Genomic DNA, 13,935 nt, shown 5'->3' with positions numbered 1-13,935 from the left:
TTATTCTCCACGGCTAAAAAATTCACGCTTGCCGCGCATGCTTGCAATGCGCGTCAGCAAGAGTGCAAAGTCTTCGTCACTATCGATAGGATTCAAATTTTCAGTATTGATGATCAGCAAAGGCGCGGCATCGTAATCGTAGAAAAAGCGGCTATAGCTTTCGCACAAGCGATGCATATATGGCTCGGAAATGCCGGCTTCCATCGAGATGCCGCGCTTGCGGATGCGATCGATCAAGGTCTCTGGTTCGGCTTGCAGGTAAATCACGAGATCAGGCAAGGGTGCTTGCGGACGCAGGTGATCGTACAGTTGCTGATACAAGGCCAACTCGTCGTCGCCTAATGTCAGTCGCGCAAAAATTGGATCTTTATCCAGCAAAAAATCCGACACGATGCGCGCGTCGAATAAATCTGGCTGGGCAAGTGCGCGCAATTGATTCATGCGTTGGAACAGGAAAAACATTTGTGTCGGTAACGCATAGCGGCTGGCATCTCGATAGAATTTTTCCAGGAATGGATTTTCTTCTGGCGATTCCAATAGCGTTTGCGCGCCTAATTGCGCAGCCAGTTTGCTGGCGAGCGTCGTCTTGCCGGCACCAATTGCACCTTCGACGACAACGTATTTGTAATTTGCAAAATCCATAATGATCTATCTAGCTTTGGTTAGCTGCGCGTACGCAAGTGTGTTGAATTTTTCATGCACGGAAGATGAAGTAAACCGCGCCGACCAGACATAAGGCGGCCCATACATAATCAAGTTTGAACGCTTGGTCCATGAAGATGATCGCGAACGGCACGAATACTGCGAGTGTAATCGCTTCCTGGATAATTTTCAGTTGGGCCAAACGGGCTGCTCTGATCGTCAACATAGATTTAATCTTCAGGAGGCTTACTCAAGCAATTTTTTGTATGGCTTGTGACGCAACGCCGGGCACGAATAGATGTGCCGCTCCCTGCCCGGGAATCTGAATAAACGGGTCTATCTGTATTAGCGGAATCAGGACGAAGGCACGCGTGGTCATGCGCGGATGCGGCACTGTCAGTGTCGGCGTCGCAATGACTTGATCGCCGTAAAGCAACACGTCCAGATCCAGCGTACGTGGTGCATTCAGATAAGAGCGCTCACGTCCGCAATCTTGCTCCACTTGCAGCAAAGCCTGCAGTAATTCTTCGGCGGATAAGCTGGTGCTGACGCGAGCGACGGCATTGACGTAATCGTCGCCGTCGGCATCAATTGGTGCTGTGCGGAATAGGGATGATAGGCCGGTGACGCTGGTTGATGGCAGTTTGGCTAATGCAAGCAAAGCATTGCGGACGTTGTCCGCTGCGTCGCCCAGATTCGAACCTATGCCTATGTAGGCAACAATCTGCCTGCCTGTCATTCAGGTTTTCCGGCTGCTGCGGTGCTAGGTTTGCGACGGCGACGTGGGCGTTTTTTCGCTGGGCCTTCATTAGTCGTGACCGCTTTTTTTGTCAGCAATTCTTCGCGCTCAGCACCATCGCCAGCGATGAACGCAGTCCACCATTCGCCGATTTCGCTATCGATTTCACCGGATGCACAACGCAGCAACAGGAAATCGTAGCCAGCACGCAGGCGCAAATGTTCGAGTAATTTATACGGGGTTTTGCCTACGCGTCGGTCGAAGCGCGGTTGCATCGCCCAGATGTCGCGCATGTCGGATGCGATCTTGCGCTGCAATGCGAGCTTGTCGGTTTGCGTATTCAACACATCGTCGGCTGCCAGATGCAGCGCAGGAATTGGATATTCGCCAGCCGCTTGATAGGCATTCCATTTTTCGACAACTTGATGCCACAACAATGAAGCAAACAAGAAGCCTGGTGAAACTGGTTTGCCTTCTCGGACGCGTTCATCAGTACTGGCCAAAGCGAGGCGAACAAATTTTTCGCCCAGCGGTTGTTCCAGCACGACGTCGAGCAAAGGCAACAAGCCGTGATGCAAACCTTCTTTGCGCAATTGCTGCAAGCAGGCGAGTGCGTGACCGCTCATCAACAGCTTCAGCATTTCATCGAAGACGCGTGCGGCAGGAACGTTGTTGATCAACGGCGCCATCACAGCGATCGGTGCGCGTGTATCGGGTGCAATCGTGAAATTAAGTTTTGCTGCGAAACGCACGACGCGTAACAGGCGCACAGGATCTTCGCGATAGCGTTCTTCCGGTACACCGATGATGCGCAATGTTTTGTTGCGAATGTCCGCAATACCGCCGTGATAATCCAGCACGATCTGCGAGGCAGGATCGTAATACATTGCATTGATGCTGAAGTCGCGGCGCAACGCGTCTTCGTGCTGTTCGCCGAAGGTGTTATCGCGCAGCACGCGACCGTGTTCATCTTTCGGTGCGCCATCCGTTGCAGAGCCGCGGAAGGTTGTTACCTCTAGCAAATCCTGGCCGAACATCACGTGCACGATTTGAAAACGCTTGCCGATGATGAAGGCGCGGCGGAACAATCTTTTGACTTGTTCAGGCGTCGCATTGGTCGCGATATCGAAATCCTTGGGTTTGACGCCAAGCAGCAAATCGCGCACCGCACCGCCCACCAGGAAGGCCTTGAATCCTGCATCTTGCAGACTGCTAGTCACGCGGATCGCATTGGATGAAACCAGCTTCGGATCGATGCCGTGTTCTTTCGCAGTCAGGATGACAGGCTTCGTGTGATCGCCTGTTTTCTGTTTGGTGCCGAGAATGCGACGGATGAACTTTTTAATCATTGAATAGGTTGATGATCGGCCAGCCATGCGCTTGAGCGTGCGCAGTCAGCAAGGCGTTTGGGTTGGTGGCAATCGGGTCGGTGACGATGGATAGCAAGGGAATATCGTTTTGCGAATCGCTGTAAAAATAACTGCGTGTGAAATCATTCAAGCTCAAGCCGCGTGCCGCCAGCCAAGCTTTGGTATGTGTGATTTTACCCGCACCAGAGGTCGGTACGCCTAGCAATTTTCCAGTGACTGAGCCATCTTCGCTGAATTCCGGTTCGGCCGCGATCAGATGCTCTACGTCGAGGGCGCGTGCAATCGGCGCGGTGATGAAACGATTGGTGGCGGTGACGATGGCAACCAGGTCACCGGCGTCTTGATGTTTTTTCACCAAATTGCGTGCTGCCGGAAGAATCGCCGGTTCGATGACTTCGCGCATATACGCCAGATGCCATTCGTCAATTTGCTGGCGCGAGAACTGTGCCAGCGTACCGAGTGCAAATTCCAGATATTCGACAGAATCCAGTGTGCCGGCTTTGTATTGCTCGAAAAAAGCATTGTTGCGGGCATTGAAGGCGACGGGTTCAACGGCGCCGGTGCGAGTCAGAAATTCGCCCCATTCGTGATCGGAATCGATGGGCAGCAGAGTGTGGTCTAAATCAAAAAGGGCAAGGTTCATGCGTGGATATTTATAAGCTAAGTTCGAGCTAAATTCGGGCGGGTGAAAGGCGATTCAAAAGCGCAATCATTCGCCGGTTAGTTTGGGTTCTGTATTCTGCGTTCTTTAATTTATTTAGTCATTTCGCTGCAGCAGTTCGCGCAACAAAGGCAAAGTTATCGGGCGTTTAGTTTCCAGTGAATACTCATCCAGCGCATCCAGCATCGCCGATAAAGAGCGCATATCGCGGGCAAAATGATTGAGCAAGTAGGGTAACACGCCGGGCGACAGCGTCAGACCGCGCGCAGTGGCTGCATGCGTCAAGGCGTCAATTTTTTCTTCGTCGCTCAAACCGTGCACTTGATAGATCAAGCCCCAGCCGAAGCGGGTACGTAAATCTTCCCGAACTGCCAAAGTCGCTGGCGCAACGTTGCCGACTGCCAGCAGGCAACCCCCAAGTTCACGGACTTGATTGAAGAGCGCGAAGGCAGCGATTTGCGCGTCTGGTGTCAGCTTATGAACATCGTCGATTAGGTACAGCGTGGTGGAAGGCGGATAAACAAAAGCATCGGCTCTAGCGTCGCCAGCGATGTACAGCGTGTTGTCGGATGCGGCGAGTGCGCGCAGCAGGTGAGTTTTGCCTGCACCAGCATCGCCCCACAGATATACGAAGCGTTCATCCAGCCCGGCTGGATTTCTTTGTTCCAGGCGCTGCAGCAGCTCGAACAGCTCTGCATTGGCGCCAATAACAAACGACGCGAGGGTTTGCGGTTTTTCGGCAGGTAAATCGAGTAACAACTGCCTCATACGTGATTCATCATATTGTTCTTGTTAAAAAATACAGTTTGTTTTGCTGGTTTCTGCAATTCGGCCGCAATTCGCCTGTCCATCCCCGCTTATTTTGCCGGTTTGGCAAAGAAAGTCTCATCAAATGCGGGAGGAGTGGGGGCGATTTGATAAAATACCGTTTTGCCCGAACGCTTGCTCAAACGCTTTTTCGAATTATAGAGCCTGATGATCCTGTTTTTTATTCAGTTTCGAAAGTGTGGATTCTACTGCGATGACTTTTTTCATTGTTGTTCTGATCCCGCCGCTTACTGATATCGGATCAACAAGCTAGCCATCCGGCCACAACCGCCATTTTACTGCCTCTGCTGACTATCACATCATGAGTTCCACTTCCAATATTTCCCTTTCCTACCGCGACGCCGGCGTTGATATCGATGCAGGCGATGCTCTGGTCGAAGCGATCAAGCCTTTTGCCAAACGTACGATGCGCGAAGGCGTCATGGGCGGCCTCGGCGGTTTCGGCGCCATGTTTGAAATCAGCAAGAAGTACAAGGAACCGGTTCTGGTTTCCGGTACTGACGGCGTTGGCACCAAGTTGAAGCTGGCATTTGAATTGAATCGTCACGACACGGTCGGCATCGATCTGGTCGCGATGAGCGTCAACGATATTTTGGTACAGGGCGCAGAGCCATTGTTCTTCCTCGATTACTTCGCTTGCGGCAAGCTGGATGTGGCGATTGCCACCGACGTCATCAAAGGCGTGGCTCAAGGTTGCGAGCGTGCCGGTTGCGCATTGATCGGCGGCGAAACTGCTGAAATGCCAAGCATGTATCCAGCAGGTGAATACGATCTGGCAGGTTTTGCAGTCGGCGCAGTAGAAAAATCAAAAATCATCGACGGCACCAAAATTACTGCTGGCGACGTCGTGCTGGGTCTGGCCTCGTCAGGCGCGCACTCGAACGGTTATTCATTGGTACGCAAGATCATCTCGGTTGCCAAGCCTGACTTGAATGCTGATTTCCACGGTCGAAAACTGGCTGACGTGTTGATGGAACCTACCCGCATTTACGTCAAGCCTTTGCTGGCATTGATGGACGCGATGGAAGTCAAAGGCATGGTGCACATCACCGGCGGCGGTTTGGTGGAAAATATTCCGCGCGTACTGCAACCACATCTGACAGCCGTTTTGGAAAGCAGCGCATGGGACATGCCACCATTGTTTAAATGGTTGCAAGAACATGGCGGTGTGGCTGATGCGGAAATGCATCGCGTCTTCAACTGCGGCATCGGCATGACCGTCATCGTTGCAAAAGAAAATGCTGATGCTGCCATCGCGCAATTGAAAGCAGCTGGCGAAACAGTGATGCGCATTGGTGAAATCCGCGCACGCGAAGAAGGTCAGGCGCAAACAATCGTGCAATAAGTTACAAAGGTAAGCTGCAAAGCTTGCGACATTAAAAAGGGCGGTAGATGCATTTGCATCTACCGCCCTTTTTGTTTGTACGTCGTGTTTTTATCGGGCTTCTAATCAGTTGAATACGAAGCCAGCTTTAGTCTCTAAGTACAGCTCAATGCTGCTTGCTGTTCGCATCATCCTGCGCCAGCGTTTGCAAAGGGCCAGGTGGCGCGGCATCGATGCCGAACAGTGGCGGTGGCGCGATACGCACCGGTTGACTCTTGCTGGAAACGCTGGAGAGCACATTGCTAGGCGCGTCAGGAGCGGCATTCCAGACTGGATCAGTGATGCTTTCAAACACGGCTTTCAATTGCTTGGCCCATGTCGTGCGGATCATCTGGAAGTACTGATTGCCTTCATCGATCGTGACAAAGCGCGTGACGGCGAGCGTATCGTTTTCGTAGATCAGCAGATCGAGTGGCAGGCCGACCGAGATGTTCGAGCGCAAGGTCGAATCCATCGAAATCAATGCGCACTTGGCTGCTTCATCCAAACCTGTAAGTGGAGTGACGACGCGATCAATAATCGGTTTGCCGTATTTGGCTTCGCCGATCTGGAAATAGGTGTTCTCGTCGTGCGACTCAATGAAATTGCCGGCTGAGTACATCTGAAACAAACGGCAACGTTCGCCCTTGATCTGGCCGCCAAAAATCATGCTTACATTGAAGTCGATGCCAAATTGTTGCAGCGAATCGGCATCGCGTTCGCGCACGATACGGATGACTTCGCCGACGACTTGCGCGGCTTCGTACATCGTCGTCGCATTCCAGATGCTTTTACCGCCAGCGGTGACGTGTTCGGCAACGATTTGACGTACAGATTGAGAAATCGACAAATTGCCGGCGGTCATCAAGACCATCATGCGGTCGCCTGCCGTCTCGAAAACCGTCATTTTTCTAAAGGTGCCGATATGATCGACACCGGCATTCGTTCGCGAATCGGAGAGGAAAACCAATCCTGCATCCAGACGCATCGCAACACAATAAGTCATGACAGAGAGATAGAAAGCAAAACGCGGATTTTACAGCAATCACCACGCCCCTGTTGATCTAGGGGAACAAAACAACAGTGTGGTCGTTTACACAAAATATGTTTTTCGATGCTCGAATCTTGATAAAAAATGCTGAAAAGTCCTGTGCTTTTCACAGGACTTTTTCTATTGTGGCAATAAGGTTACGTTGACGCGTACATCCAGCGATTCTTCACCACCGCCGCGTCGTACGCCGCTGACAGGCGCGGCAGAATCGTAATCGCGCGCTACTGCTAGTCGACAGTGCGCATCGCTGGCAAAACCGGCATGCGTTACATCGATGCTGACCCAACCCTTGAAATCATCTTCATCGACCCAGACATCGACCCACGCGTGGCTTTCTGCATGGCCGGTGCTACCGGAATTGATATAGCCCGATACATACCGCGCCGGGATATTGCGGGTGTGGCAGCAAGCGATGAATAAATGCGCATGGTCCTGGCAAACGCCTTGTCCCAATAATAGTGCGTCATTAGCGGTAGTTGTTACGCCTGTCGCACCACTTTGGTACTCGACTGCACCGCAAATGGATTTGGCAAGGTGCAGCAAGTCCTTACTGCCATTGCCGCGCAGATTTTGCGCTGCGAAGGCGCGTATCGTGTCGCTGGGTTCAGTCAGCCGCGTGGTGACGGTATAGACGAGCGGCGAGAGAGTGCCGTTTTCGAGCAATCGTCCTAGAAAAAGCGGCATGACTTCGATTTCACCACTGACCACGATGCGTACTTCATCATGCGTGCCGGTGATGGTCAGCATATGACACAGATTGCCGTACGCATCGGCGAATGCATTGCGCTGGCCAGAGGTCTCGATATTCCATGTCACCATTTGCTGATGGGATTCGATACGTGGTGTCAGGCGCAGTTGCTGGATCGTATAGGCCAAAGGCGACGTATAGCGGTAAAGCGTTTCGTGACGAATGGCGAGTCGCATCTAAGCCCCCACTGGCACCAGGAAATCGCCACTGACGCGATTTCCCAGTTCAAATATGTTTTCAAGAAATTCGGTCAGGTAATCGTGCAAGCCTTCTTCCAGAATATCCTCGATACGAGCAAATTTCAGGTCGGCATGCAGCTTCCCGGCGAAGCGCAGGGTATCGCTGGAGACATCATTGCTGACATAGCGCAAATTGCGCAAAACTTCCGTCAGGCTGGCCAATAGCGAGCGCGGCATGTCGATATTTAACATCAGCAAATCGGCCACGCGCGCTGGCGTGATCGCATCGCGATAAACCTTACGATAGATTTCAAACGCGGAAACCGAGCGCAAGATCGCCGCCCAGTAATAAAAATCGCGTTGATTTTCATTGCCGAGTTTTTCACCCGATTGTGTAGCGGCACTGGCACCGTGAAACTTCACATCCAAAATCCGCGCCGTATTATCAGCGCGTTCGAGGAAGGTGCCGAGCCGGATAAAGTACAAGGCTTCGTCTGACAACATGGTGCCGAAGGTGACGCCACGTGACAGATGCGAGCGATGTTTGACCCATTCAAAAAACTGACTAGGATCTTGCTGGAATTCGCTTTCGCGTAGTTGATTCGGCAATTCCAGCCACGTGGTGTTGTGGGTTTCCCAAACTTCTGTGGTCAAGGTGCCCCGTACTGCACGCGCATTTTCACGTGCGGCGCGCAGATAGGATGAGATCGACGCTGGATGCGAGGTATCGCTCACCATGAAATGCAGCACGTCTTTAGGCGTCAGCTTGGCGTACTTTTCATCAAACGCTTCTTGCAGCTCGGATATGCCGAGCGTGGCGCGCCAGCTTTGCTCGGCAGCGCGAGCAGATTGCGGTAGCAGCGCCGTTTGAACATTGACGTCCAGCATGCGTGCGGTATTTTCGGCGCGTTCCGTGTAACGCGCCATCCAGAACAGGTGATCGGCTGTGCGGCTGAGCATCTTAGTTCTCCAATATCCAGGTGTCTTTGGTGCCGCCGCCTTGCGACGAATTCACCACCAGCGAGCCTTCTTTGAGCGCGACGCGCGTCAGGCCGCCCGGCACCATCGAGATGGTTTTGCCAGACAACACAAAAGGTCGCAAATCAATGTGGCGTGGAGCGATACCTGATTCGACAAAAGTAGGGCAGGCCGACAAAGCGAGCGTCGGTTGTGCAATGTAGCCATCCGGACGCGCGATGATGCGCTGGCGGAAGTCCTCGATCTCGGCCTTGCTCGATGCCGGGCCGACCAGCATGCCGTAACCGCCGGCACCGTGGACTTCCTTGACGACCAGTTGCTCCAGATTGGCGAGCACATAAGACAATTCATCTTTTTTGCGGCACTGGAAAGTCGGGACGTTATTCAGAATAGGTTCTTCCGACAGGTAGAAGCGAATCATGTCGGGGACAAATGGATAAATCGATTTGTCATCGGCGACGCCGGTGCCGATCGCATTGGCCAGCGTGACGCGGCCAGCGCGATATACAGACAGCAAGCCCGGTACGCCCAAAGTCGAGTCGGCACGGAAAGCCAGCGGATCCATATAGTCATCATCGATGCGGCGATAAATCACATCCACGCGTTTCGGGCCGCGCGTGGTGCGCATGTAGACGGCATTATCGTTGACGAACAGATCCTGGCCTTCGACCAATTCCACACCCATTTGCTGGGCCAGGAAAGCATGTTCAAAGTAAGCCGAGTTGTACATGCCCGGGCTCATCACGACTACGGTCGGATCGTTGACGCCGATAGGCGCGACCGAGCGCAAATTGTCGAGCAACATGTCCGGATAATGTTCGACAGGCGCAATTTGATGACGTGCAAACAGCTCCGGGAAGAGCCGCATCATCATTTTACGGTCTTCAAGCATGTAAGAAACGCCAGACGGTACACGTAAATTATCCTCGAGTACGTAAAACTCGCCTTGTCCGGCGCGCACGATATCGACGCCGGCGATGTGGGCGTAAATATCCGAGGCTACGGAAATTCCCTGCATTTCAGGACGATATTGCGCGTTACGGAATATCTGTTCCGGCGGAATGATGCCGGCTTTGACGATGTTCTGATCGTGATAAATGTCGTGGATGAACATGTTCAGCGTGCGTACACGTTGAACCAATCCAGCTTCCATGTGCGCCCATTCCTTCGCAGTAATCATGCGGGGAATGATGTCGAATGGAATCACGCGCTCAGTGCCGGCTTCGTTGCCGTAGACGGCAAAGGTAATGCCGACACGACGGAAAATCAGATCCGCTTCAGCGCGCTTGCGAGCAACCGTGGCCGCTGATTGAGTGGCTAGCCAGGCTTCGAATTCCTGGTAATGGTCGCGCACGTTTTTCGCGCCATCGGTGTACATTTCGTCGAAAAAATTGGGCATCGTCTGGCCTGTCCTTGCGGTCTGTAATCTTTGTCAGGGGAGATGCTGCCTTAACCCTATCAAGAAATATGCCAGCCCGCTAGTCCTAAGTGATCAAGGTAAGCGTAAATCCTTGATCAGCATTTCGGTTCTATGGTCGGGCGGCGGAGTTAACAGGCTGACGATCACGATTGCCAGCATGCCTGCCGGCACGCCAAACACACCGCCAGAAATCGGCGCGATGTGGAACCATTGCGAGGCGGGTGTGCCGCCGAGTGCAGGATGCGTATGTAGCATGTAGAACGCACACACGCCAAAGCCGATCAGCATGCCCGCGATTGCGCCTTCTTGATTAGCCCGCTTCCAGATTGCGCCCAGCGCTAGAGCGGGGAATAAAGCGGAGCCGGCCAGCGAAAAAGCAGCGCCAACCAGCGACAGAATATCGCCGGGTTTGAGCGAGGCGATGTAGGCAGCAATCAGCGCCACCATCAACAATAATAATTTTGAAACGGTCACTCGCTTTTGCGTGGTCGCGGTTGGATCAACCGTTTTGAAATAAACATCGTGCGACAAGGCGTTTGAAATAGTCAGCAGCAAACCATCGGCGGTCGATAGCGCCGCCGCCAAACCACCTGCTGCGATCAGACCGGAGATAACGTAGGGCAGGCCGGCGATTTCAGGCGTGGCCAGTACGACCATATCGACATCGATCATGATCTCTGCCAATTGCACAATGCCATCTCGATTCACGTCGTCGATGGATACCAGCGGATGTATCTTGTCGATGTTGGCCCAGTAGGAAACCCATTCCGGCAACTTTGTAAAATCGCTGCCGACCAGAGAAGTGTAAATGTCGTACTTGACCAGCACCGCCAATGCGGGAATCGTGATGTACAGGGCCATGATAAAAAAGATGGTCCAGAACACAGAGTTGCGCGCTTCCTTGACGGACGGCGTTGTGTAATAGCGCACCAGTACGTGCGGCAAGGCGGCGGTGCCAAGCATCAGACAAAATACCAAGGCCATGAAGTTATTGCGTTTGATATCCGACGCTGCTTCATCCTCGCCGGGGAAAGGTTCAGTGTGCGGCGTTGGCGGTTTTGCGCGCTCACGATTGGCGGCTCTGTCTTCTATCCATTTGCGCTCGGCTTCTTCGGCATCTTTCGGATAGGTTGCGAGTTCGCGTCCGGTTTTCTTGATTTCCAGCAGTGGCGCATTACCTAGCTTGAGCGCTTCCAGATTGTGTTGAATTTCAGCTCTGCCGTTTTCCCATGATTCCGGCAGCATATGCAGCTTGTCATCCAGATCATCTGCGTACAGATTGAAGATGGCACGGACTTCTTTTTCTTTCGGATCATCGATCAGAATTTTTTCACGGTCGCTCAGCTTGGCGATGGCTGAACCGTAAGCGATGGGCGGCACCGGGATGTTCGTATGTTTAATCGACAGCCACACGACCGGGATCATGTAGGCAATGATCAAGATGATGTATTGCGCAACTTGGGTCCATGTCACGGCGCGCATGCCGCCCAGGAAGGAACACACCAAGATGCTGGCCAGTCCGAGAAAAATACCCACTGAAAAATCGACGCCGGTAAAGCGCGACGTGATCAGGCCAACGCCATAAATCTGTGCAACGACATACGTGAAAGACACGATGATGGTGGCACCGACTGCGATGATGCGCACCACGTTGTCGCTGTACTTGCCGGTGTAACGCGCGCTGAGGTAATCAGGAATGGTGTACTGGCCAAACTTGCGCAAGTAAGGCGCGATCAACAATGCGAGCAAGACGAAGCCGCCGGTCCAGCCCATGATGTAGGCCAGTCCATCGAAGCCCCATAAATACAAACCACCAGCCAGGCTGATAAAACTTGCAGCAGAAATCCAGTCGGCAGCAGTTGCCATGCCGTTGAAAAATGCCGGCACGCGGCGACCCGCGACGTAGTACTCCACCATGTTCGAGGTACGACTGATGACGCCGATGATCGCGTACAAAACGATAGTCGAAAACATGAAAACATAGCCGATCCAGATGCGCGGAAAACCTTCGTGTTCGAGGATCGCTAAAGCAAACAGGAACAGCACAAAACCGATCGTGAATAACGCGTAGTAACGCATCAACCTGCGGAAGAAGGATTTATTATTCATGATCGTTATTTTTGTTTTGCTGGCGTAGTGATGCGTGATAACGCTGATCGAGTTGATGCATGCGCACCGCGTAAAACGCGATGATGGCGACATAGATCAAGGTGCTACCTTGAGCCGCCATGAAGAATGAAATCGGCCATCCGAGGAAGGTATAGTTCGACAAAGGTCGCGCAAAAAATATCGCTGCGAAAGTAACCACAAACCATATCAGCAGCAACCACAAAGTCATGCGGCGAGTGCGTTGCCAATATGTTTTGGCGGCGTCAGATTGTTTTATTTTTTTTGACATATCAAATGATGTAGTCAAGCGGGACGGTGTTCGGTTCCAGATGCAAGGTGACACGCACTAAACATCCTGGTGATTTCTGCCCACTGCAATGCGGGTTGTTCAGTATTTCGATCTCGGCTTCATGTTGCTGCACAATTTCGCGCACGATTGCCAAACCCAAACCGCTACCTTCGACATTGCTGCCGAGGATGCGATAAAAGCGTTCGAAGATATGTTCGCGCTCATGCGCAGCGATGCCGGGACCGTTGTCTTCAACTTCGAGAAACGCGAGTTTGTTTGTTTCATCAGCGCGTACGCGTACCGTTGCCTGGCCGCCTGCCGGTGTGTAATTCAGCGCGTTGTCGATCAGATTGTTCAATAACTCTTGCAACATGGTGGCATCGCCTTTAACCAACACCGTATAGTCGGGCTGTTCAAAACCGAGATCAATTTTTTTATTGAACGAGGTCTGTACCCAGTTCTGCAAGGTGTCGCGCGCCAGCTCAGATAATTCCAGCAATTGCATGGGTTTGGTCGCTGGCGTTTGATTTTCTGCGCGGGCTAGTGCGAGCAATTGATTGACCATGCGTGTCGCTGAACTGGAGCTCTTGGCCAGTTGTTCCAGCGACTTGTGAATTTCTGCCTGATCGGTTTGGCGCAAAGCGAGCTCGGATTGCATGCGCATGCCGGCCAGCGGTGTTTTCATTTGATGTGCGGCGTCAGCGATAAAGCGTTTTTGTATCTTGATACTTTGCGATAGGCGTTCCAGCATGTCATTCAGCGAACCAACCAGTGGCAGGATTTCTTCCGGCACATAACCAGAATCGATAGGACTTAAATCATCTGGCCTGCGTTCACGTATGCGTTGCTGCAATTCGGCTAGTGGACGCAAACCGCGTGTCAATGCAAACCAAACCAGGATCAGCGCTACCGGCAGGATGATGAATTCCGGCACGATCACGCCCTTGATGATTTGATTGACGAGCTGCGAACGCTTCTCCAGCGTTTCGCCAACTTGCACTAAGGCCAGACGCGGTTCTATGCTCAGTTGCGGCTCGACCTGCGTTTTGTGCAAATCGACATACATATAGGCGATACGTACTTCGGTATTGCGGACAAAGTCGTAACGGAATTTAGTCGCCCACGGTTGTGGTGGATCTGACTCTTCATTCGGCAAGGGCATTTCAGGATCGCCTTCGACCATGATGCCGCGCGAATCGAGGATTTGATAATAGATATTGTCGACGTCATCGGCATGCAGAATATCTGTGGCCGGACCGGTCAGGCGCGTGATGACTCGGCCGTTTACTTCCTTGACCTGTTGTGCGACAACGGTGACTTTATCTTCCAGCGCGCGATCGAATGGTTCATTTGCGATCGACTTGGCGACCAGGTAAGTGATGGCGATGCTGAGTGGCCATAGTAATAATAGCGGTACCAGCATCCAGTCGAGAATTTCGCCGAACAAGGAACGATGGGTGCGTTCTTCGGCATGCGCAGTTGCTGCCGCCTCTGCATCAATTGCATCCAACGTGATCACATCGACGGTGGGCGGGTGCTGTCGGTGTGTGTCAGGCAT

At 52.6% G+C, this 13,935-nt stretch carries 13 protein-coding genes and 1 pseudogene; 1 reads left to right on the top strand and 13 read right to left on the bottom strand.

The features are described 5' to 3' along the window. The 6 genes and pseudogenes from Q7T66_RS01375 to hda form a co-directional block, all read right to left on the bottom strand. Positions 1-642, bottom strand: a complete 642-nt coding sequence (locus Q7T66_RS01375; protein ID WP_304931455.1) for a deoxynucleoside kinase — start codon at positions 640-642, stop codon at positions 1-3. A gap of 52 nt (positions 643-694) precedes the next feature. Further along, a pseudogene (locus tag Q7T66_RS01370) lies at positions 695-844 on the bottom strand (DMT family protein); the annotation flags it as partial. A gap of 48 nt (positions 845-892) precedes the next feature. Next, on the bottom strand, positions 893-1,381 hold the full coding sequence (gene folK / locus Q7T66_RS01365) for a 2-amino-4-hydroxy-6-hydroxymethyldihydropteridine diphosphokinase (protein ID WP_304931454.1): 489 nt from the start codon (positions 1,379-1,381) through the stop codon (positions 893-895). After that, positions 1,378-2,730 (bottom strand): polynucleotide adenylyltransferase PcnB, encoded by a 1,353-nt coding sequence (gene pcnB, locus Q7T66_RS01360; RefSeq protein ID WP_304931453.1) that lies wholly within the window; start codon positions 2,728-2,730, stop codon positions 1,378-1,380. The genes folK and pcnB overlap by 4 nt, the downstream gene beginning before the upstream one ends. Beyond that, positions 2,723-3,394 carry an HAD family phosphatase gene (locus Q7T66_RS01355; RefSeq protein ID WP_304931452.1) on the bottom strand — a complete coding sequence of 224 codons (672 nt, stop codon included), beginning with the start codon at positions 3,392-3,394 and terminating at the stop codon, positions 2,723-2,725. The genes pcnB and Q7T66_RS01355 overlap by 8 nt, the downstream gene beginning before the upstream one ends. 114 nt (positions 3,395-3,508) lie before the next feature. After that, a complete protein-coding gene (gene hda, locus Q7T66_RS01350; RefSeq protein WP_304931451.1) occupies positions 3,509-4,180 on the bottom strand; it encodes a DnaA regulatory inactivator Hda in 672 nt (223 codons plus the stop codon). A gap of 361 nt (positions 4,181-4,541) precedes the next feature. On the opposite strand from hda, the gene purM reads away from it, so the two are divergent. After that, a complete protein-coding gene (gene purM / locus Q7T66_RS01345) occupies positions 4,542-5,585 on the top strand; it encodes a phosphoribosylformylglycinamidine cyclo-ligase (RefSeq protein ID WP_304931450.1) in 1,044 nt (347 codons plus the stop codon). Positions 5,586-5,730: 145 nt separating this feature from the next. Here the strand turns inward: purM and Q7T66_RS01340 are convergent, their stop codons facing one another. The 7 genes from Q7T66_RS01340 to Q7T66_RS01310 form a co-directional block, all read right to left on the bottom strand. Further along, positions 5,731-6,609, bottom strand: coding sequence for a proteasome-type protease (locus tag Q7T66_RS01340; RefSeq protein ID WP_304931449.1), 879 nt, complete (start codon positions 6,607-6,609; stop codon positions 5,731-5,733). Between the two features lie 165 nt (positions 6,610-6,774). After that, entirely contained in the window at positions 6,775-7,578 is an 804-nt protein-coding gene (locus tag Q7T66_RS01335; RefSeq protein WP_304931447.1) for a transglutaminase family protein, read from the bottom strand. Further along, the gene (locus tag Q7T66_RS01330) at positions 7,579-8,541 is read right to left on the bottom strand and encodes an alpha-E domain-containing protein (protein WP_304931446.1); all 963 of its coding nucleotides are present in this window, start codon (positions 8,539-8,541) and stop codon (positions 7,579-7,581) included. Between the two features lies 1 nt (position 8,542). Further along, positions 8,543-9,958 carry a circularly permuted type 2 ATP-grasp protein gene (locus Q7T66_RS01325; RefSeq protein WP_304931445.1) on the bottom strand — a complete coding sequence of 472 codons (1,416 nt, stop codon included), beginning with the start codon at positions 9,956-9,958 and terminating at the stop codon, positions 8,543-8,545. Between the two features lie 93 nt (positions 9,959-10,051). Continuing rightward, the gene (locus Q7T66_RS01320) at positions 10,052-12,088 is read right to left on the bottom strand and encodes a sodium:solute symporter family protein (RefSeq protein WP_370691587.1); all 2,037 of its coding nucleotides are present in this window, start codon (positions 12,086-12,088) and stop codon (positions 10,052-10,054) included. Then, positions 12,081-12,377 (bottom strand): DUF4212 domain-containing protein, encoded by a 297-nt coding sequence (locus Q7T66_RS01315; RefSeq protein WP_304931444.1) that lies wholly within the window; start codon positions 12,375-12,377, stop codon positions 12,081-12,083. The genes Q7T66_RS01320 and Q7T66_RS01315 overlap by 8 nt, the downstream gene beginning before the upstream one ends. Position 12,378: 1 nt before the next feature. Then, on the bottom strand, positions 12,379-13,935 hold the full coding sequence (locus Q7T66_RS01310; RefSeq protein ID WP_304931443.1) for a sensor histidine kinase: 1,557 nt from the start codon (positions 13,933-13,935) through the stop codon (positions 12,379-12,381).

Source organism: Herminiimonas sp. (genome assembly GCF_030655415.1).
Note: the sequence above shows the minus strand (reverse complement) of the source record. Positions and strands in the feature narration are given on the sequence as shown.